At 60.4% G+C, this 19167-nt stretch carries 18 protein-coding genes; 12 read left to right on the top strand and 6 right to left on the bottom strand.

The window, feature by feature from the left end:
* Positions 1-246 precede the first annotated feature (246 nt).
* A complete protein-coding gene (locus I1969_RS10395) occupies positions 247-1086 on the bottom strand; it encodes a metallophosphoesterase family protein (protein WP_195235060.1) in 840 nt (279 codons plus the stop codon).
* A gap of 253 nt (positions 1087-1339) precedes the next feature.
* Here I1969_RS10395 and I1969_RS10390 point away from each other — a divergent pair, with 253 nt between their 5' ends.
* The 5 genes from I1969_RS10390 to I1969_RS10370 all read left to right on the top strand — a co-directional run bounded on the left by I1969_RS10390 (position 1340) and on the right by I1969_RS10370 (position 7645).
* A complete protein-coding gene (locus I1969_RS10390; protein WP_195235059.1) occupies positions 1340-2941 on the top strand; it encodes a potassium/proton antiporter in 1602 nt (533 codons plus the stop codon).
* Positions 2942-3169: 228 nt separating this feature from the next.
* The gene (gene serC, locus I1969_RS10385; RefSeq protein WP_195235058.1) at positions 3170-4294 is read left to right on the top strand and encodes a 3-phosphoserine/phosphohydroxythreonine transaminase; all 1125 of its coding nucleotides are present in this window, start codon (positions 3170-3172) and stop codon (positions 4292-4294) included.
* Positions 4295-4363: 69 nt separating this feature from the next.
* A complete protein-coding gene (locus tag I1969_RS10380) occupies positions 4364-5527 on the top strand; it encodes a phosphoglycerate dehydrogenase (protein ID WP_118259326.1) in 1164 nt (387 codons plus the stop codon).
* 177 nt (positions 5528-5704) lie between these two features.
* Complete coding sequence (locus I1969_RS10375) at positions 5705-6925, top strand: M20 family metallopeptidase (RefSeq protein ID WP_195235057.1); 1221 nt, start codon at positions 5705-5707, stop codon at positions 6923-6925.
* Positions 6926-6964: 39 nt separating this feature from the next.
* Positions 6965-7645, top strand: a complete 681-nt coding sequence (locus I1969_RS10370) for a DUF1015 family protein (RefSeq protein WP_195235056.1) — start codon at positions 6965-6967, stop codon at positions 7643-7645.
* 129 nt (positions 7646-7774) lie between these two features.
* On the opposite strand, the gene I1969_RS10365 is transcribed toward I1969_RS10370, so the two are convergent.
* From I1969_RS10365 to I1969_RS10355, 3 genes are all read right to left on the bottom strand, one after another.
* Positions 7775-8410 carry a histidine phosphatase family protein gene (locus I1969_RS10365; RefSeq protein ID WP_138374914.1) on the bottom strand — a complete coding sequence of 212 codons (636 nt, stop codon included), beginning with the start codon at positions 8408-8410 and terminating at the stop codon, positions 7775-7777.
* A 17-nt stretch (positions 8411-8427) separates the two neighbouring features.
* Positions 8428-8970, bottom strand: a complete 543-nt coding sequence (locus I1969_RS10360; protein ID WP_022095009.1) for a histidine phosphatase family protein — start codon at positions 8968-8970, stop codon at positions 8428-8430.
* An 82-nt stretch (positions 8971-9052) separates the two neighbouring features.
* The gene (locus I1969_RS10355) at positions 9053-9724 is read right to left on the bottom strand and encodes a nitroreductase family protein (protein ID WP_195235055.1); all 672 of its coding nucleotides are present in this window, start codon (positions 9722-9724) and stop codon (positions 9053-9055) included.
* A 235-nt stretch (positions 9725-9959) separates the two neighbouring features.
* On the opposite strand from I1969_RS10355, the gene I1969_RS10350 reads away from it, so the two are divergent.
* Positions 9960-10562, top strand: coding sequence for an HdeD family acid-resistance protein (locus I1969_RS10350; protein ID WP_035137275.1), 603 nt, complete (start codon positions 9960-9962; stop codon positions 10560-10562).
* Positions 10563-11045, top strand: a complete 483-nt coding sequence (locus tag I1969_RS10345; protein ID WP_055310731.1) for a YaiI/YqxD family protein — start codon at positions 10563-10565, stop codon at positions 11043-11045.
* A 165-nt stretch (positions 11046-11210) separates the two neighbouring features.
* Here the strand turns inward: I1969_RS10345 and I1969_RS10340 are convergent, their stop codons facing one another.
* Positions 11211-12299 carry a putative manganese transporter gene (locus tag I1969_RS10340; protein WP_195235054.1) on the bottom strand — a complete coding sequence of 363 codons (1089 nt, stop codon included), beginning with the start codon at positions 12297-12299 and terminating at the stop codon, positions 11211-11213.
* 172 nt (positions 12300-12471) lie between these two features.
* Here I1969_RS10340 and I1969_RS10335 point away from each other — a divergent pair, with 172 nt between their 5' ends.
* The 5 genes from I1969_RS10335 to I1969_RS10315 all read left to right on the top strand — a co-directional run bounded on the left by I1969_RS10335 (position 12472) and on the right by I1969_RS10315 (position 18288).
* Positions 12472-13440, top strand: coding sequence for a 3'-5' exonuclease (locus I1969_RS10335; RefSeq protein ID WP_006235437.1), 969 nt, complete (start codon positions 12472-12474; stop codon positions 13438-13440).
* 637 nt (positions 13441-14077) lie between these two features.
* Positions 14078-15199, top strand: coding sequence for a hypothetical protein (locus I1969_RS10330; RefSeq protein ID WP_147330606.1), 1122 nt, complete (start codon positions 14078-14080; stop codon positions 15197-15199).
* A 389-nt stretch (positions 15200-15588) separates the two neighbouring features.
* Positions 15589-15954: an ArsR/SmtB family transcription factor gene (locus tag I1969_RS10325; protein WP_229028399.1), complete on the top strand. Its 366-nt coding sequence runs from the start codon at positions 15589-15591 to the stop codon at positions 15952-15954.
* 63 nt (positions 15955-16017) lie between these two features.
* Positions 16018-16236 carry a cation transporter gene (locus I1969_RS10320; RefSeq protein ID WP_195235053.1) on the top strand — a complete coding sequence of 73 codons (219 nt, stop codon included), beginning with the start codon at positions 16018-16020 and terminating at the stop codon, positions 16234-16236.
* Between the two features lie 99 nt (positions 16237-16335).
* Positions 16336-18288 (top strand): heavy metal translocating P-type ATPase, encoded by a 1953-nt coding sequence (locus I1969_RS10315; RefSeq protein ID WP_195235052.1) that lies wholly within the window; start codon positions 16336-16338, stop codon positions 18286-18288.
* Between the two features lie 223 nt (positions 18289-18511).
* Here I1969_RS10315 and I1969_RS10310 read toward each other — a convergent pair whose 3' ends face one another.
* Positions 18512-18889 carry a metal-dependent transcriptional regulator gene (locus tag I1969_RS10310; protein WP_195235051.1) on the bottom strand — a complete coding sequence of 126 codons (378 nt, stop codon included), beginning with the start codon at positions 18887-18889 and terminating at the stop codon, positions 18512-18514.
* Positions 18890-19167: the final 278 nt, after the last annotated feature.

The raw sequence follows: 19167 nt of genomic DNA, 5'->3' as shown, positions 1-19167 counted from the left end.
GTATTACGAGCTCCTGTGCGAATTGGAGAGAGCGCTCCCGCAAACTGCCTCTTGACAACTTATAGGAGCGTCGGTTTTATTGAGGCAAATATGTTGGGTGCTCGGCATTTCCAAAAAAGTCTACTCACTTAGCCAGCGTGCAGCCAAATGATTATCTAATCCCCGTCCCTGAAAAATCAATTTGCGGGCAGAAGGGCAAAAATAGTCAAAAAAGGCCCCGTCCAAAATTAGCTACCCCTTGCGCCGTTATTCCCCGGGGCGAATATTCGCGTAGAACTCCGCCCCACCATCGAGCCGCAGGATGCCCACGCGACCGAACTCGGAGCCGGTGGCGGCGGCGCAGTCGATATCGATACGATCGGGCACACCGGCAGTGTCCTCGCCGCCCAAGCGCACGATCTGCCCGCGTCCCGATTCCTCATCGAGCCCCGCCAGACCACCGACCTCGCAATAGCGCCCAAGCGATACCGTGGGCGTGTGGCCGCTCACCACGACCGGGCCCTTACCCTCGGTAGAAAGCAGCCCCGTCGGGGCATCCCAATAGCCGTGACGAATCCACAGCAGGTCATCGGACGACTGTACCGCGAGCATCTGCTGCAGCAGCTCGCGATCGGCACCCACCGCTCCAACGCCATCGGCACAATCGACGCCATGCTCAAGCAAAAACGCGCGCGCCGCCTTCATCTCGATTCCAGCATGTACCAGCAGATACGGGCGCTCCTCGGTCTCGACCACCGCGTAGAGCGGCAGCGCGGCCATCCATCGCACGAGCTCCTCATATGCCTCAAATTCCATGTCGTTGAGCTGCTCGCGCGTCGTCCAGCCACCGTTGATATCCCAGGTCTCGGCATCGAGCGGATCCTGACCAATGATGGCATCGAGCATGATCTGCTCGTGATTACCCTTGAGCACGTGGGCGTTGGGCAGCGAGCGCACGAGCTTAATAACGCCGACCGGATCGGGCCCGCGATCGATCATGTCGCCCAGCACGTACAGCATGTCGTCGGACGTCAACGAGATCTTAGACAGGGCCTCGTCAAGCGCACGCACGTGCCCGTGAGCATCAGATGTCACATAGATCGCCATGGTACGCCTCTCCTTGCATTGCGGCCGAAGCCCGGTGCCGCAACTAAAACTTCAAGTTGAACTTAAACGTTACCCATTGTACTCCGTTGCAATAAAGCTGGAAAGGGTTTCCGAGCAGAGGCAAAGACGGCAGCCGTCTATGACGATATCGCGCACGCCCGCAATCCAACCCCATAAACCCACCATCTTTGGGTACAAATAACCGCAGACAACTGACCGTGCCACGCCAACCACCCAGGAGCGGACACCATCCATGAACCAGATCCTTCTTTTTATCGGCCTCGTCATCATTTTGTGCCTGACCATCAAACCCGTCGGCAAAAAGCTCCCCTTCCCCACCCTGCTCATCTTTATCGCGCTCGGCATGCTGTTGGGCGTCAACGGCCCGGCGCATATCGACTTTGGCGACTACGGACTCACCGAAACCGTCTGCAGCACGGCGCTGCTGTTCATCATGTTCTACGGCGGCTTTAACACCAACATCGACCGCGCCAAGCCCGTCGCCGTGCCCGCGGTGCTGCTGAGCACGCTCGGCGTCGTCATCACCGCGGGCATCACCGGCGTGTTCGCCCGCTTTGTGCTGGGCTTCGACTGGATCGGCGGCCTGCTGCTGGGATCAGTCGTGGCATCCACCGACGCGGCCAGCGTCTTTAGCGTTCTGCGCGAGCACAGCCTTTCGCTGAGGGGCGGCACCGACTCGCTGCTCGAGGTCGAATCGGGCTCCAACGATCCCGTCGCCTATATGCTCACCGCCGTGCTCGCCACACTCGCGGCCGGCGGCGACATCAACATTCCCGCACTGCTGGCCAAGCAGATTATCTTGGGCGTGGGCCTGGGCCTCGCCATCGGCTGGGCGGCGGGCCGCCTGATTGAACGCGCGCACGCAACGGCCGAGGGCGCGCAGACCATCTTTTTGTTCGCCGTGGCGATCGTTGCCTACGCGCTACCAAGCTATCTGGGCGGCAACGGCTTTTTGGCTGTATACCTGGCCGGCATTGTGCTGGGTGCCAGCGACATCACCGGCAAGGTCGAGATGGCGCACTTCTTTGACACCCTCACCGAGATGGCAGAGATGACAATCTTCTTCTTGCTCGGCCTGCTCGTAACGCCCGCGCGCCTGCCGCAGATGCTGCTGCCGGGCTTGGCGCTCATGGCGTTTATGCTCTTCGTGAGCCGTCCCATCGCCGTCGGCGTGCTCCTGGCGTCCTTTAAGACAAACCCCCGCCAGGTCGCACTCGTAAGCTGGGCGGGCCTGCGCGGAGCAGCTTCGGTCGTCTTTAGTCTCTTTGCCGTGGTTGCCGGCGTTCCTGGCGGACACGACCTATTTGACCTGGTGTTTGTGATTGCCGTGTCGAGCATTGTGGTGCAGGGCTCGCTGCTGCCGGCGGTGGCGAAGAAGCTCGATATGATCGATGCGACCGGCGACGTGCGCCGCACCTTTAATGACTACCGTGACGAGGACGGCATGTCGTTTGTAAAGCTCAAGGTGGGCGCTGGACATCCGTTTGCCGGACGCTCGCTCGCGGACATTGGCAGCGCCACAGATATGCTCGTGGTCCTGGTGCTGCGCGACGGGGCGCACCCGGTGCTGCCCAACGGCGATACCGTGATTGAGGAAGGCGACCTATTGGTGATGGCTGCCCCGACGTTTGAAGAGCGTGCCGAGGTTACGCTGCGCGAGGTCACCGTGACTCCCCACGGTCGCCTGGCCGGCCAGCGCCTGCGCGACGTTCCGCAAGGCAAGCACCCGTTTATCGTCGTGATGCTCAAGCGCGACGGCCAGACGATCATTCCCGACGGCAATACCCTCATATATGCCGGCGACGAAGCCGTCATCGCCACACTCGCATCGTAGTGACTAGGAGGTAGCTAATTTAGGACGAAGAGATCAAGCGCCTAGAGAACCTCATGTCTTCGCTCGCAGATTTGGATTTGCCTGAGGAGTAAGGTCACCCCTCCCCCATGTAACCATCCTGTAAATCATAGCGGCGCAGTCGAGTTTTACCGTGATACGGTCGCGCCTGGCGCTCCACTGTGCTAAAGTATCCCGAACGTTCAAACGACTACGAGGGGGAACTAGAAGATGGCACGTGTGCACAACTTCTCAGCTGGCCCGGCCGCGCTGCCCGCAAGCGTGCTCGCCGAGATCGCCGACGAGATGATGGACTACCGCGGTTGCGGCATGTCCGTGCTCGAGATGAGCCATCGATCTAGCATGTACCAGCAGATCATCGACGACGCCGAGGCAACCCTGCGCCGTCTGCTGAGCATCCCCGACAACTACCGTGTCCTGTTTTTGCAGGGCGGCGCCACGCTGCAGTTTGCGGGCATCCCCATGAACCTCATGCGCCGCGGCCGCGCCGGCTACGTCGTGACCGGTAACTTTGCCAACAAGGCGTACAAGGAGGCCGCCAAGTACGGCGAGGCCGTGCTGCTCGCGAGCTCCGAGGACACCAATTTCGACCGCATACCCACCATGGCCGACGTCAACGCGCGCATTGCCGCCGAGGCCGCGGGCGACGGGCTCGACTACGTCTACATCTGCCAGAACAACACCATCTTTGGCACCATGTACCACGAGCTGCCCGCTTGCGGCGACGTACCGCTGGTCGCCGATGTCTCGAGCTGCTTTTTGTCGCAGCCGCTCGACGTCGAGCGCTACGGACTCATCTACGCCGGCGCGCAGAAAAACGCCGGCGCCGCGGGCGTCACCGTGGTTATCGTGCGCGACGGCCTGATCGCTGACGGTCCGGCCTTTGCGCAGACGCCGCAGTACCTGGACCTTAAGACCCAGGCCGCCAAGGGCTCCATGCTCAACACGCCCAACACCTTTGGCATCTACGTGTGCGGCAAGGTGTTCCGTTGGGTGGAGCAGACCGGCGGACTTGCCGCCATGGCCGAGCGCAACTGGGCCAAGGCCAACCTGCTCTACGACTTGCTCGAGAACAGCAAACTATTCCACGGCACCGCGCAGACAGACAGTCGCTCCATCGCCAACGTCACGTTCCGCACCGGCGACGCCGACCTCGACGCCGCCTTTGTTGCGGGCGCGGCAGAGCACCAGATCCAAAACGTCAAGGGCCATCGCCTCGTCGGCGGCATGCGCGCCAGCGTGTACAACGCAGTCACCATGGAGGACGTACAGGCGCTGGCCACGTACATGAAGTACTTCGAAGCGCAGCATAGTTTGAGTCCGCGATCTAACTAGCCCGCAACACGCGGGCCGACCAGCCACTTCAAACCACTTGTTTTAGACAAACCTGCTAAGGAGTTTTCCATGCGCAAGATTAAAACCATCGATGACATTACCAAGGACGGCAAAGTCGAGTTTGGCGAGGGCTACGAATTTGTGAGCACCGCCGAAGAGGCCGACGCGATCCTGATGCGCTCGACCGACCTGCACGGCTACGAGCTGCCCGAGGGCATCCGCGCCATCGCCCGCTGCGGTGCCGGCGTCAACAACATCCCCGTCGAGGAGTACGCCAAGAAGGGCGTCGTCGTCTTTAACTCCCCCGGCGCCAACAGCAACGCCGTCAAGGAGCTCGTCCTAGGCATGCTGGTGCTCTCGAGCCGCGGCGTGGTGCAATCGATGAACTGGGTGCGCGACAACGCCGACGACCCCGAGATCCAGGTCGATGCCGAAAAGGCCAAGAAGGCCTTTGTGGGCCGCGAGCTCAAGGGCAAGCGCATCGGTGTCATCGGCCTGGGCAACGTGGGCTCCAAGGTCGCCAACGCCTGCGTCGATCTGGGCATGGACGTCTATGGCTACGATCCGTTCATTTCCGTTGAGCACGCGTGGGTGCTGAGCCGCGAGGTGCAGCGCGTGGGCACGCTCGAGGATCTCTGCCGCGGCTGCGACTACCTCACCGTGCACGTGCCCAGCAAGGCCGACACCATCGGCATGATCAGCACCGAGCAGATTAACCTGCTGGCACCGGACGCCGTGCTCATCAACTACGCACGCGAGACCATCATTGACGAGGACGCCGTCGACGCCGCCCTGCGTGCAGGCAAGCTCAGCTGGTTTAGCTGCGACTTTGCCACTCCCAAGACCGTCAAGATGCCCAATACGTTTATCACCACGCACTCGGGCGCCGGCACCGGCGAGGCCGAGGCCAACTGCGCAGACATGGCCATCAGCGAGCTCAAGGATTACCTGGAGAACGGCAACATCGCACATAGCGTCAACTACCCCGCCTGCAGCATGGGCAAGGCGCGCGCCGCAAGCCGCATCGCCTGCCTGCACGCCAACGTGCCCAACATGATCGGCCAGATCACGGCCATTCTCGCCAAGGACAACGCCAACGTGCAGCGTATGACCAACGAGTCCGCTGGCGAGAACGCCTACACCATGTTCGACACCGACGAGCACCTGGACAGCAGCACCATCGAGGCGCTCAAGCAGATTCCGTCGATGTATCGCGTGCGCGTAATCAAATAGCGCCGGCTGATCTGACGGGCAGTTCCCCATGTGGCCTGCCCGTCACTGACATTGAATGCCCGCGGGGGCGCCTTTCGCACGAGAGGCGCCCCCGTTTTTGTGAGCACTCCATTAAATGCACCGAGCCGCTTCTTGGCATACAATCTGTATGTTTACCTAACTATCTGTGAGGTGCCTATGGTTGATACAGATTTTGCCTGGTGGCTTACGCAAGGGCTCGTGCGGATCGACAGTTCCGACCCAGGTGCGTATGAGGGCGAGATTGAACGCTATATCAAAGCGTTGGTTGAGGAACGGTTGGCGCAGCTGAGCCATCCGGTACTCGATGCCGTGCAGGTTGAGGAACTCGAGGTGCTGCCCGGGCGCCGCAACCTTATGGTCACCGTGCCGGGACTGAGCGACGAGCCACGGCTCGTCTATATCTGCCATATGGATACCGTTACGCTGGGCGATGGCTGGGACGCGGACATTCCGCCGCTCGGAGCGATCGTGCGCAACGATAAACTCTATGGCCGCGGTGCCTGCGATATGAAGGGTGGCCTGGCCTGCGCCATTGCCGCACTGGTCCATACGCTCGAGCGCGTGGCGGCAGAAGGCAAGCTGCCCCGCCGTGGCTTCTCACTCATTTGCTCGGTCGACGAGGAGGACTTTATGCGCGGCTCAGAGGCCACGATCGATGCTGGCTGGGTCGGCTCGCGTGAATGGGTGCTGGACACCGAGCCCACCGACGGACAGATCCAGGTGGCGCACAAGGGGCGTACGTGGTTCGAGATTGAAATGACTGGCGTGACGGCGCATGCGAGCCAGCCCTGGAAGGGCGCGGATGCCGTCGCTGCCATGGCCGAGGTCGTGTGTTCGCTCCGTCGCGCGTTTATGGCGCTGCCCGCGCACGATGAGCTGGGGCCTTCGACCATCACGTTTGGCCAAATCGAGGGCGGATATCGCCCCTATGTCGTGCCCGACCGCGCCAAAGTCTGGGTCGACATGCGTCTGACGCCTCCGACCGATACGGCCGCCGCGAAGCGCATGGTAGAGCTGGCCATCGCCGGCGCCGAAGCCGCGGTCCCCGGTTGCCATGGCAGCTACACCGTGACGGGCGACCGCCCCGCCATCGAGCGCGACCCGAACTCTCCCCTTCTAGCAGCGCTCAAGCGTGCCGCCGATGACGTGACGGACGCGGACACGACCGTAGGCTTCTTTACCGGCTACACCGACACCGCCGTCATTGCCGGCAAGACAGGTAACCGCAATTGCATGAGCTACGGTCCCGGGTCGCTCGCGCTCGCGCACAAGCCCAACGAATATGTGCCCCACGCCGATATCGTTCGTTGTCAGCAGGTGCTAATCGCGCTCGCCGATAACGTGCTCTGGGACGCGAGCGGCCAAGTTGGGGCATAATAAGCCGCGAACAAACCGACTCGTGCGTTAGGACCGCCCATGAAAGCACTTCCGTTTCCCTGCATCCGCCCGGCTCAGGACCGCGTGCTCGAGGCGCTGCCTGCAATGGGCAGCATCCTGAGCGGCAACGATGCTCTGCGCGGAGCCCTTGCCGATGGTCTGATGCTCAAGGACCCGGGTGCGGCGTATTACGTGTACGAATGCTCGGGCGAGCCGGGACGTGTGACGGGTGTCGTGGCGATCTGCCCGGTTGGTGCGCTGGCGGGCGGCGACGCGGTTGCCGCCGATACGACCGCCGCTGCGCGCGCAATCGCCGACCTCAAGGTACAGCCCCGTCCCGTAACGCTTGTCTACGAAGCCTCTCCCGTCATGGATATCATCCTCGGCGCCGCAAAAGAGGGCGCTTCACTCTATGCCGTCACCGACCCCGCCGGCATTACGCACCGCGTGTGGGAGGTCAAGCGCGAGGACGCCGTCGGGGCCATCCGCGCCATGCTCGACCAGGCGCCGGAGCCGGCACTGGCCGACGACCCTGCCTACGCTGTCGCACTAGTCGAGGCATCACAGCTCCTGGCCGACGATGCACGTGCCGCCGGCACCTACACGGGCAAAGAGCCGTTCAACTTTGCCGTAGCTGCGCTCTTCCCCGCCGCGCAGGTCAGCGGCGGCGCGGCGCAGGTTCCGACGGGTCTGCTCACGCACCAGGTCGCGCGGTTCTAGCAAGACCAGACCGTCCAGCACAAAAATCGGCAGCCCAACAAACAGGGGGCGGAGATGCAGCAGGTACATGCATCTCCGCCCCTTTTGCGTCGAGAAGTTATGCCGACGACCCGTGCCGCCGCGCTCGCGTTATCCGCGCTGCGGACCCGCAGTAGCCACGAGCGGTTCAAGCCCCAGCTCGCGCGCGTAGTCTTCCTGCGTAAAGACTTCGACCAGTTCAAACGTATCGGCCGCATCGTCAAACGCAAAATGCAGCACTGAGCAGTTGCCCGGCACGCGTTCGCGCTCGTCGGCCGCCGCGCCCCGCACGTGGTCCAAAAACTCCTTGATAGCCGAACCGTGGCTCACCGCGAGCACGCACTCGTGGTCCGGACGTCGCATAAGATCGGTTATCGTCGCCGCCATGCGCTCGCGCACCTGCATCTGGCCCTCGCCGCCAAACTGACGATAGAAATCTCGCCACGGGCGCTCGGGCATAAGCATCACGCGCTCGGCCTCAAAGTCGCCAAAGAACCACTCACGCAGACCGTCCAGGCGCTCGTACGCCAAGCCCGGCCACAGGTTGGCGATAGTCTGCTCGGTGCGATGAAGTGTGGAGGTGTAGGCATGATCGGGTTCAATGCCGCGCGCACGTAAGAACATGCCGGCACGCGCCGCCTGGTCGCATCCCAGCTGCGTGAGCGGCGAGTCACTCCAACCCTGAATAATGCGCTTAAGGTTGAATATTGTCTGCCCATGACGAACCAGATACAGGTCTTTATTCATAGGGGTCCTTTCGTTCGTTACCAATCAAGGAGCGAAAACGCACCGTCGCAATAGCCAAAATGAAGCACGGCACCGTTGTCGGGTAGCTCTCCCCTGCCAGTCACATACTCAAGAAACTCCTGGCAGGAAGAGCCGTGGGAGACTGCCAGCACACAGTCGTGCTGCGGCCTGGCCATGATGTGGGACAGCGCCGCGACCATGCGCGACTGGAGCTCGCCTTCAGACTCGCCACCAAAGGCCACCGGATAATCACCCCAGGGCTGCGGCGGCATCTCGCGATTTGATGTACCCTCCAGCGAGCCCAAATGCCACTCGCGCAGGTCATCGACCAGCTCTATCGAGCGGCCCTCACCAGCAATTAGCTCAGCCGTATGCCGCGCCCGGCCCAACGGCGAGGAATACACACGGTCAAAGGTCACGCCACGCGCCTCAAACGCCGCGCGCGTCGCCAGCGCCTGCTCGCGCCCGCGCGCCGTAAGCGGCGAATCGTGCCCACCCTGCAAAATGTTCTGCACATTGAGCTCAGTCTGCCCATGCCGCACCAAATACAAATCTGCCACACGTCCTCCCCTCGCACCACCGCAAAGGGGACAGGTACCTTTGTGGTGGTTTACCGCCGGATCACACCGCGGTGACGCTCAGCTACACCAGTACGTCGGCAAGCGGGCGCTTGGGTACGTGGTGCACCTGCGCCTCGTCGCGCCAGTAATTAATTGAGCCGTCGGGGTTGGAATCGATCGCATCGATCACCTGCGTCTCGGCCGGAACGCCAAACGCCATGATCAGCTTGAGCTCATACTTGTCGCTATCGAGCCCCATGGCATCGATCGCGTGGGGCGTAAAGGCCTTGAACATGCAGGCAGCCACCTCGGGCGTGGCGCTGCGGGCGGCGAGCATCATCGTCTGCGCGGCAATGCCCGTGTCGACCTCAGTAATAGGAGCGGCGGGCTTACCCGGAACGGCGCGCTCGGCAAGAATCGCGATGTAGCCGGTCGGGCGCTCGCCCTCATCGGGACCCGGCCAATCCTTGAGCGCACCGGCCCATGCAAGCTCGTCAAATACACGCGCGCAGTCCTCTGCACCGCTTACCACATGAAAACGCAGACGCTGAGCATTGGCACCACAGGGAGTCAGGTGCGCCAGCTCCGCCAGCTCAAGCAAAAGCTCACGCGGCACGCGCATGGACTCGTCAAAGCGACGGCACGTGCGGGCGCAGCGAACCAACGCATCAAACGCGTCCAAGCCGAGCTTTTCGCAACCCTGCTTTGCCATCGACTCAGCGCTTACCGGCGCTGCGGGAACTGCTTCGTTCATAGGGACCCCCAATTTCGGGCAATTGTTCTCAGGAAAATCTAACCTAAAACGTAGGCAATAACGAACAGGGCTGCAATGTTCTACACCTGTTGAATAGAAAATCGCGACGTGGGGAACAACGGAAACAATTCGGGGCCTTTGGGTTACGTTTCGCCCTCCCCGACCCATACGCCAGCGCCTTTAGGCGATACTGGTTGTAACGATCAAGGCTTACGCCGCACGGAAAGGAGACATTATGGGCATCTTTAAGAACGATGACCAAAAATCGAGCCAGTTTGGATTTGACGAGAAAAGCATGGCAGGCAAGGCCGTCAAGGCCGTGCGCTGGATTTACGCCATCACGGGCGTCTTGGCGCTCGTCGCCGGCATCGCACTGCTGTTTGCGCCCGCCAAGTCCCTCGTCTTCCTAACGACCGTCTTGGGCTTCTACTTTGTGATCACGGCCGCGATCAGGCTGTTTACCGCTGTTTTCGAGCCACTGCTGCCCACCGGCTGGCGCGTGACGAGCATCATCTCCAACCTACTCATTATCTTGGGCGGCGTCATAATCCTGCGCAACCAGGCCTTCTCGACCGCGACGCTCACCACGATGGTGGTTATCGTGGCCGGCTTTGGCTGGATCGTCGAAGGTGTCATGTCCATTCTGGAGTCCGAGCTTTCGTCCAACCGTGCCCTTGCCATCCTGAGCGGCGCGCTCTCCATCATCGCCGGCATGTTCGTGTTTATCTATCCGCTGTGGTCGGCCAAGATGCTCGTCATCTTTAGCGGCGCCGCACTGCTGGTGTTTGGCGTAACGCTGATTGTTCGCGCTATTCAATTTGGCAAACTGGTGCACTAGATGCCGCGAACGCTCTTTATTGATGCAGACGCCTGCCCGGTCACGCGCGAGTCGATTGACTGCGCGCGGCGGGCGGGCGTCGCCGTCGTTATCGCCGGCAACAGCACACAGAACCTGGAACGCCACATTCGCCGCGACGATCCGCGCGACGTCGAGCATGCGCGACGCGGATTTTGGGTCACGACGCTCGATGTGAGCGTGGGCGCCGACAGCGCCGACTTTGCCATTGTCGAACGCCTGCAGGCGGGCGATGTAGTCGTGACGCAGGACATTGGCTTGGCGAGCATGGTGCTCGGGCGCGATGCCGCCGCCATCGGCGTGCGCGGGCGCGTCTACGATAAGGCGACCATCGACATGCAACTGTTTATTCGCCACGAGGAAAAGAAGGTGCGCCGCGCCGGCGGTCGCACTCGCGGTCCGGCGGCATTTACCAGCGAAGACCGGGCCCGCTTTAAGCGCAACCTCACCGAGCTGCTGCGCTAACCAAGGTAGATTTTCGGGACATGCCCGGAAATCTACCTTTTTGTTTTGCGCGGTGTGAGCGCTCGGAATCCATGGCTCAACAAAAAACGGGCTTCAAAATGCCATGCGTCGCCGCATTGCGCAGGCGCCGAGCATGGCTATTTGAAGCCCATTTTTTAGGCCTACTTAGAGGCCGAAGGCGGATAGGATAAGGCCCCAGCCGGCGCCGATGACGTACATCATGACCAGGAACACGGCGTTTTCACGAGCGCTGCGGTTGGTGCGGAACAGGACAAGATAGCCCACGCCGGCGGAAATGAGCGTGCCGGCGAGCATCGGCGCCAGCTGTAGCGCGCCCTCCAGGTACAGCTGCGTAATGACCACGCTGGCCGAGCAGTTGGGGATCAGGCCGACGAGTGCCGAGCCCAAGACGGCGAGCGTCTCGTTGCCACGCAGGAACTGCTCGATCGCGGACTCGCCGAAGGTCTCGAGCACGGCGACCAGAATCAGCGTCACCAGAAAAATGAATACCGATACCTGCACGGTGTGCGAGATGGCGCTGCGAATAATCGACAGGAGGGGCGCGCTCTCGTGAGAGTGGGAGTGACCGTGGCCATCATGGTGTTCATGCTCGCCCCCATGACCGTGATCGTGTCCATGTCCGTGTTCGTACTCGTCCTCGTCTTCATCGCAACCGCAATGGTCGCGCTCGCACAACTCGTGGATGTGGTCGGCGCTCACGCCCGCCTCGGCCACTTCATCAATGATGTCGCCCCCGGTATGGTCGTCGTGCGCGCAGTTCACATGAGCCGGATTGGCAGCGGTCCCCAGCACGGTACGGCGAATCGCCGCATGCGCGCGGGCATTACGACGAAGGCCGCGGATAGCCGCGTCCACGATAAAGCCCGTGACCAGCGCGATCAATGCCTTCGAAGCCAAAAGCATCGCCATGGTCTGCACGGGCACCTGCTCGGCGAGCAACAGCGGCAGCATCTCATCGGAGGTCGAAAGGAACACGGCGACCAGCGTGCCCAGCGTCACGACACGGCCGGCGTACAGCGTTGCTGCCATGGCCGAAAATCCGCACTGCGGCACAATGCCCAGCAGCGAGCCAGCCACGGGACCCGCAGCGCCGGCGCGCTTGATAGCGCCGTTGACGCGGTCGCCCGCAACGTGCTCAAGTGTCTCGAGAGCAAGATACGTCACCAACAAAAACGGCGCCAGCGAGAGCGTGTCCTTGCCGGCGTCGAGCAGAATATCAATCAGCAAATCCATGACGGATGGAACCTTTCATGTCTTTCGGCAGCATTGTAAAAGTCCTAGCGGTCAACTAGGGTATTGTAGTTGTCCTAGGCGCGATGCCAATAGTTGCCCATGGTAAACTATCATCTCGCCATAACTCAATGCCACCGAGCCGCGCGACACGGCCCGTCCAAGGAGCAGTTATATGAACGTTTCACAAGCACTCGAATACGAGCGCCAGCCGTTTATTCCCATGTTTATCTATGGCGATCACGGCGCCATGGAGTCCGAGCGCCAGAAGGGCGAGGAGGCCCTTAAGGTGCTCGAAACCGAGTACTTTACCGCCGAGGGCGACCCCAGCTTCGACTTTGCCACCGTGCGCGACCTGGCTGACCGCAACCGCGACCTGTGCGACCAGATTGGCGAGGCGCGCCTGCGCAACGTGACGCCCGCGACGCTTTCGCGCGGCCTGTCCGATGCCGACACCTGCGCCGCCATCGGCAAGATGCAAAAGCGCACCGCCGCGTCCGTTATGCGCGAAATCCGCGGCGACCGCGACGCGCTCGGCGTGGCCTACGCCCGCAAGCCCATCCAGGGCACCGTGCTCGGTATCGACATCGAGACCACCGGCCGTGCACCCGAGCGCGGCTATATCATCAACGTGGGCTGGGAGATCATGGAGCTCACCAGCGACGCCGTCCCGCATGACGCCGAGGCACACTACTGCGGCCTGCCCGACATCTACCGCGGCGAGGATGTGCCGCTATCGAACATCCATCACATTACCTGGGACGACATCGACGGCAAAAAACCATTCCGCGAGAACAAGGAACTGCAGAAGCAGCTGCTCAAACTTATGAAGAAGTACCCGTACATGGCGCATAACGCCGCGTTCGAAGACAGTTGGTTCAAGATCCACCTGGACGGTTACGCCGAGGCACGCCGCGCCGGCAAGATCATCGTCATCGACTCGCGCCAGATCTGCCGCAGCCTGGATGCCGACGTCCGCTCGCTCCCCCGCGAGTCCGCGCCCGCCGCGCTCGAGAACTGGGCGCGCCGCCGTGGCACCCTCGCCGCCGACGCCAACGAGCAGCACCTGGGCCTCGACGACACCGACCTCATGCTCCGCACGGTTCAGGCCGAGTTCAACCTCAAGAACCTATTCGCGAAATAACCGATCCATCTGCGGGAGCGCCTGCCAGGCACAGCGCAATCCGTCTGGGCACACCGACACGCAGTAAACTAGGGCGCAGCCTTATGGCTGCACCCTAGTTTTCATCAAAACGAGCAAATACGCGTGCTTCACATAGTCGGCAGGTTGGCCCACCTACATTTTTCGAGTTGTTCGGCCAGCTGAACCACTAGTCAAGGCCCCTTGAACCGCAATCGAAGCTAAAATCGCCTTAATTTCGCAACCAAGCCCCATAAATCTACCTGAATCAATTCGAATAGGACGTTGCGATCGCACCATTTGTATAGGATAAGGCCGAATAACTCAAATTATGTTGGTGAGGCATCTGAGCGGTCGGCAAAAACGCTTAGAAGCTACGAATCCGCAACTAAAGTTCATCAAAAAGGGGCAGCCGGCAGAAACCTCCCCAGCCAAAGCTGCTCCCTCAATACGACAGCTCAAAAACCCACCGTTCGCAGAAGATAAGCTGCGCCCCAATACCGTTGCCCGAAGTTTCGGGCGTATGCGGCGTCCGCTATGCCATCATGCGCGTATGGGAATCATTCTGTCACATACCACGGCACGCGCTGTATACCAAACAGCCAACTCGCTCGCAAGCTACGCGACCGGTCCCATACCTATGGAAAAGATCAGGGTGTCTGCGCCGACCACGTCCGACCTGGAAGCGGCACGAGCATGGCTCAACAGAAAGAATGTCGATTCTGAACGTATCCATGTGCTGACGTTTTCCAATAATGCCAAAAGGCACCGCAAGGGCTGCATCTGCCACTGCACGCGCTATACGTTTGATGCAGAAAGCTACCTAGAACTCGAGCCGAACGTCTACATCGTCGATATCAAGCTGTGCGCGTTAGAAGCAACAGCCGACCTCAATCTTTCGGAGCTCGTTGAGTATTACTTTGAAATCTGCGGCTCCTACGCGCTTGGAACGTCCGACGAAACTCAATATCGCGAGCGCCCAGCCCTAACCAGCGTTGAAGAGCTCAGAGCCTTCTTTTCAGAGGCACCGGGGTATCGTGGATCTAATAAAGCACTTAAGGCACTTTCTTATGTACACGAAGGCTGTCGCTCCCCACTCGAAACGGCGTTTGTCATGATGCTGACAATGCCCAAGTCAATGGGTGGCTTAGCCATACGCGCTATCAAAACGGATTATCCGATCCCAGTCCCCAAAAGATACGCCGCCCTAACGCGACGGACGGTTTTCTACCTCGACGCGCTGCTCGAAAATTCGATGACCGATATCGAATACAACGGCTTTTACCACGACGAACCCGAGCAGCAATCAATTGACGAGGAGCGCCGAAACACGCTGCGAAACATGGGATATGCCGTTATCACGGTTAATCGTCATTCGTTTTTCAAGCAGTCCGCTTTTAAACGGGTTATGGAAGCGATTCGCATTCGCGAGAAGATATGGCCCGGTCGACTCCCGGATAACTTCGCCATCCTGCAAGAAACTCTTCGTCAATTTGTCTTGCGGCGCTACTTCGAATACGGTCGCCGCGTCCTGGAGACACTCAAAGAAGAAGAGGCCGCCAAGCGCGAAATTGCAAGCCAATATCCGCAAGCTGATGACCCGAGCATCAACGATGTGCCCGAACCCGACGACATGCAACACGTCGGGGCCCTTGCTGAGGAAATCAATGGGGCTTGGGAATGCGACATGTTCGCAAAAATCGATGAAAACCGCACGGAAGACGACACGATTATTGATCTAATTGAGAATTCGCTCTTCTAAAGGCGATCTCTGCGGATGTCCACCTACATTTTTCGACTTATTCGGCCACCGATGTGCCAGATTGGCTGCAGCAATGCTCAATATAACTTTAGATAAAACTGATTCTGCAGAAACTCCCGTAGAGGAAGAACTGATTCTCGCGGTATTTGACACGATAAAGTACAAATATGAACAGTTCTAATGCTTCTCAAGGTGGCTTTCTTAGCATGCTAGCCGAACATCTCGAAATATGTTGGCGAGCATTGCGTCGATGTCTCCCAACCCACAGAAAATCGCAGAAGCGGCAAGCAGCCATCGAAATTAACGCAAATTGTATTGACATATGAACATACACTCATATAATCGAAAGCAAGTTATATGAGCGCATGTTCATATGAAAGGATATTGCAATGAGCACCCGCGTTGATGAAACGAAACCCGACATCGAGGCCACCGAACCCGCGATCCCCACCACCTGCTCGCCCGAGGACCTTCCCGACGAGGAGCTGCTGTACGACCTTGCCGACCTGTTCAAGGTCTTCAGCGACACCACGCGCATCAAGATCCTCTACGCCCTCATGGGCCGCGAGCTCTGCGTGGCCGACATCGCCGAGGCGACCGCGACCTCGCAGTCCGCGGTGTCGCACCAGCTGCGCACGCTCAAGCAGTCGCACCTGGTTAAATTCCGACGCGACGGGCGCAATATCCTCTACTCGCTTGCCGACGACCATGTCTACACCATGCTCAACCAAGGCATGAGCCACATCTGCGAATAGCGACCAACCACGGTACCAACGCGGCCTGCACCCAAGCCGCAAAAACAGAGAAAGGAACCCACCATGAAAAAGCAGTTCAAGCTCGACGAGATCGACTGCGCCAACTGCGCGCGCAAGCTTCAGGACGAGCTGGCTAAGCTCGAGGGCGTCAAGTCCGTTTCGGTCAACTTTATGACTCAGAAGTTGACGCTCGAGGCCGACGACGCCGAGTTCGACGAGGTCCTCGACCGCGTCGTGGAGTTTACCACCGACGCCGAGCCGGACTGCGAGATCATTCTCTAGTCTGCGTATACGCTGACCCGCAAGGCCGCGCTTGCCGCGGCCTTTGCTCGCGAAATTATATGAGCGAGTGTTCATACATTCAAATGGGAGGTTTGAATCATGGCAGCCGCCGATCCCACAAAGAAAAAGAAGAAGCGCAAGAAGAAAGAGTCACTTGAGCACAAGCGAAATCGAATCCTGCTAGCACTGGGTATTTTTGCCGTTGTTTATGCCCTCGACGAGCTCGGCGCCCTCACTATCGCATTTGGGGAGCCCGGCAACGTCTACGCCAGCTTCGCACTGTTCCTCGTGCCGTTTTTGATTGCCGGCTACGACGTGCTCCAGAAGGCATTCAACAACATCCGCCGCGGCAAGGCCTTCGACGAGAGTTTCCTTATGGCAGTCGCAACCATCGGCGCGTTTGCCATGGTGCTCTTCCCCGATACCGACCCGCACATGGCCGAAGGCGCCGCCGTCATGCTGTTCTACCAGGTCGGCGAGCTGTTCCAGGCATACGCCGTGGGCAAGAGCCGCAAGTCGATCAGCGCCATGATGGACATCGCGCCCGACTACGCCAACGTCGAGCAACCCGACGGCACGCTCGAGCAGGTCTTCCCCGATGACATCGCCGTCGGCACCGTGATTGTGGTCAAGCCCGGCGAGCGCGTGCCTATCGACGGCGTCATCGTCGAGGGCGAAACCCAGCTCGACACCGCCGCACTCACGGGCGAGTCAGTTCCCCGCCCCGCCAAGTCCGGCGACGACATCATCAGCGGCTGCATCAACATGACGGGTCTCATCCACGTGCGCACCACCAAACCCTTTGGCGAGTCCACCGTCGCGCGCGTCCTAGAGCTCGTGGAGAATGCCAGCGAAAAGAAGGCGCGCACCGAGAACTTCATCACGCGCTTCGCCCGCGTCTACACGCCCGCCGTCACCGGCGCTGCCGCGGTGCTCGCGCTTGGCGGCGGCTTGGTCACCGGCGCCTGGTCCGACTGGATCCTGCGCGGCCTGACCTTCCTGGTCGTCAGCTGCCCGTGCGCATTGGTGATCAGCGTGCCGCTCAGTTTCTTTGGCGGCATCGGCGGCGCCTCCAAGCTGGGCGTTCTCATCAAGGGTTCTAACTATCTCGAGACGCTCGCCGATGTGGACACCGTCGTCTTTGACAAGACAGGCACCCTCACCAACGGCACGTTCTCGGTGGTCGCGGTACACCCCGAGGCTGGCTACACCGAGCAGTCGTTGCTTGAAGTCGCAGCCCTTGCGGAGTCGTTCTCCGATCACCCCATCGCGCAGTCCGTGCGTGTCGCCTACCAGAGCGAGGTCGACCCCAAGCGCGTTAGCAACTCCACCAACGACGCGGGCCACGGCGTGACGGCAACCATCGACGGCAAGCACGTCGTCGTTGGCAATGCCAAGATGCTTGCTGCGGCCGGTATCGACGCTCCCAATTGCGAGGTTGTCGGCACGATCCTCCATGTGCTCGTTGACGGCGTTTACGCCGGCCACATCGTGATTGCAGACACCGTTAAGGCCGACGCCGAGCAGACGATCCGCGACCTGCACGCCGCCGGCGTCAAGCGCACCGTCATGCTCACGGGCGACCGCGAGGAGGTTGCGGCGTCTGTGGCTAAGCAGCTGGGGCTCGACGAGTTCCACGCGCAGCTGCTGCCGGGCGACAAGGTCGAGCGCGTCGAGGCATTGCTCGCGGGCGAAAGCGGCAAGGGCAAGCTCGCTTTTGTCGGCGACGGTATCAACGACGCACCCGTGCTTACCCGCGCAGACGTTGGCATCGCCATGGGCGCTATGGGCTCGGACGCCGCAATTGAGGCGGCGGACGTCGTGCTCATGGATGACAAGCCGTCCAACATCTCCCGCGCGATCCGCGTGGCGCGCAAGACCATGTCGATTGTTTGGCAGAACATCATCTTTGCGCTGGGCATTAAGTTGCTGATTCTGGTGCTTGCGGCACTGGGCATCGCCAACATGTGGCTTGCCGTGTTCGGCGACGTAGGCGTGGCGATTATCGCCATCCTGAATGCCATGCGCGCGATGGGTGTCAAGAACCTGTAGCGTTCGTGGGCTGTCCGGCCGGGACCGGGCTTGGTTTTGAAAACGTCCTCGACCAATGAAGCGCCCCCGTTCTGCTCCTTCGGAGCTACGAACGGGGGCGCTTCTGGTCTGCGGAATGTTTTCAAAACCAAGCCCGGCCCCGGCCTGCGGCGACACAGCTGGCGGTTCTTGGGCATCACTTGCTGGCAGGGTTCCTTGTCTGAGTTGGACTTAGTTGGCGGGTCTACTGGTCCCGGTCGCTGTCCCGTCTCAGCATCGATCTCAGCTTCTCGAAGCTCTCCTCGCTCAGGCAATGCTCCATGTGACAGCCCTCTTGCGAGGCAACCTCGGGCGTTACGCCTGCGTCCTCTAGCAGCCCCACGAAAAAGCAGTGACGCTCCCACATTTGGCGAGCGACCTCCAGACCACGCTCCGTCAGATGAACGTCGCGCTTGCCCATTTCGACATAGCCGCTGTTCTCCAGCGTCGCCATGGCTTTAGAGACGCTCGCCTTGGTCACGCCCAGGTATTCGGCAACGTCGATCGAGCGCACGATGCCCTGACGTTCCGATAGGACGTAGATCGATTCGAGATAGTCTTCTCCGGATTCACGTAGGGCCATGGGCCGCCTTTCGCGATGGCTTCTAGTTAGCCTTTGGATACTTTTACTTGATTTACTTTACCGCAAAAGTTACCCATGTCTTACTACGTTGTTTAAAAAGTTAACCGTGTTTCACAAAACGCACGGGACGAAAACGAAACGGGGACACGCCCCGCAAGGAGTGTCCCCAACTGCCGGCAGAGACGATATGAGCAGGACATAAAAACATTGAGAGCCCCTGCTGCATGAAAGACCGCGGATTAGGCCGACAATGGTGAGTGTCTAATTCAGCCGCGGCG

Source organism: Collinsella aerofaciens, assembly GCF_015548375.1.
Classification (GTDB): domain Bacteria; phylum Actinomycetota; class Coriobacteriia; order Coriobacteriales; family Coriobacteriaceae; genus Collinsella; species Collinsella aerofaciens_AB.
This window is presented reverse-complemented; position numbering and strand designations above follow the sequence as displayed.

Bases quoted from the DNA above. Each gene is read 5' to 3' on its own strand.
- I1969_RS10395 (WP_195235060.1), bottom strand. From the start codon at position 1,086: ATGGCGATCTATGTGACATCTGATGCTCACGGGCACGTGCGTGCGCTT.
- I1969_RS10390 (WP_195235059.1), top strand. From the start codon at position 1,340: ATGAACCAGATCCTTCTTTTTATCGGCCTCGTCATCATTTTGTGCCTG.
- serC (WP_195235058.1), top strand. From the start codon at position 3,170: ATGGCACGTGTGCACAACTTCTCAGCTGGCCCGGCCGCGCTGCCCGCA.
- I1969_RS10380 (WP_118259326.1), top strand. From the start codon at position 4,364: ATGCGCAAGATTAAAACCATCGATGACATTACCAAGGACGGCAAAGTC.
- I1969_RS10375 (WP_195235057.1), top strand. From the start codon at position 5,705: ATGGTTGATACAGATTTTGCCTGGTGGCTTACGCAAGGGCTCGTGCGG.
- I1969_RS10370 (WP_195235056.1), top strand. From the start codon at position 6,965: ATGAAAGCACTTCCGTTTCCCTGCATCCGCCCGGCTCAGGACCGCGTG.
- I1969_RS10365 (WP_138374914.1), bottom strand. From the start codon at position 8,410: ATGAATAAAGACCTGTATCTGGTTCGTCATGGGCAGACAATATTCAAC.
- I1969_RS10355 (WP_195235055.1), bottom strand. From the start codon at position 9,724: ATGAACGAAGCAGTTCCCGCAGCGCCGGTAAGCGCTGAGTCGATGGCA.
- I1969_RS10350 (WP_035137275.1), top strand. From the start codon at position 9,960: ATGGGCATCTTTAAGAACGATGACCAAAAATCGAGCCAGTTTGGATTT.
- I1969_RS10345 (WP_055310731.1), top strand. From the start codon at position 10,563: ATGCCGCGAACGCTCTTTATTGATGCAGACGCCTGCCCGGTCACGCGC.
- I1969_RS10340 (WP_195235054.1), bottom strand. From the start codon at position 12,299: ATGGATTTGCTGATTGATATTCTGCTCGACGCCGGCAAGGACACGCTC.
- I1969_RS10335 (WP_006235437.1), top strand. From the start codon at position 12,472: ATGAACGTTTCACAAGCACTCGAATACGAGCGCCAGCCGTTTATTCCC.
- I1969_RS10330 (WP_147330606.1), top strand. From the start codon at position 14,078: ATGGAAAAGATCAGGGTGTCTGCGCCGACCACGTCCGACCTGGAAGCG.
- I1969_RS10325 (WP_229028399.1), top strand. From the start codon at position 15,589: ATGAGCACCCGCGTTGATGAAACGAAACCCGACATCGAGGCCACCGAA.
- I1969_RS10320 (WP_195235053.1), top strand. From the start codon at position 16,018: ATGAAAAAGCAGTTCAAGCTCGACGAGATCGACTGCGCCAACTGCGCG.
- I1969_RS10315 (WP_195235052.1), top strand. From the start codon at position 16,336: ATGGCAGCCGCCGATCCCACAAAGAAAAAGAAGAAGCGCAAGAAGAAA.
- I1969_RS10310 (WP_195235051.1), bottom strand. From the start codon at position 18,889: ATGGCCCTACGTGAATCCGGAGAAGACTATCTCGAATCGATCTACGTC.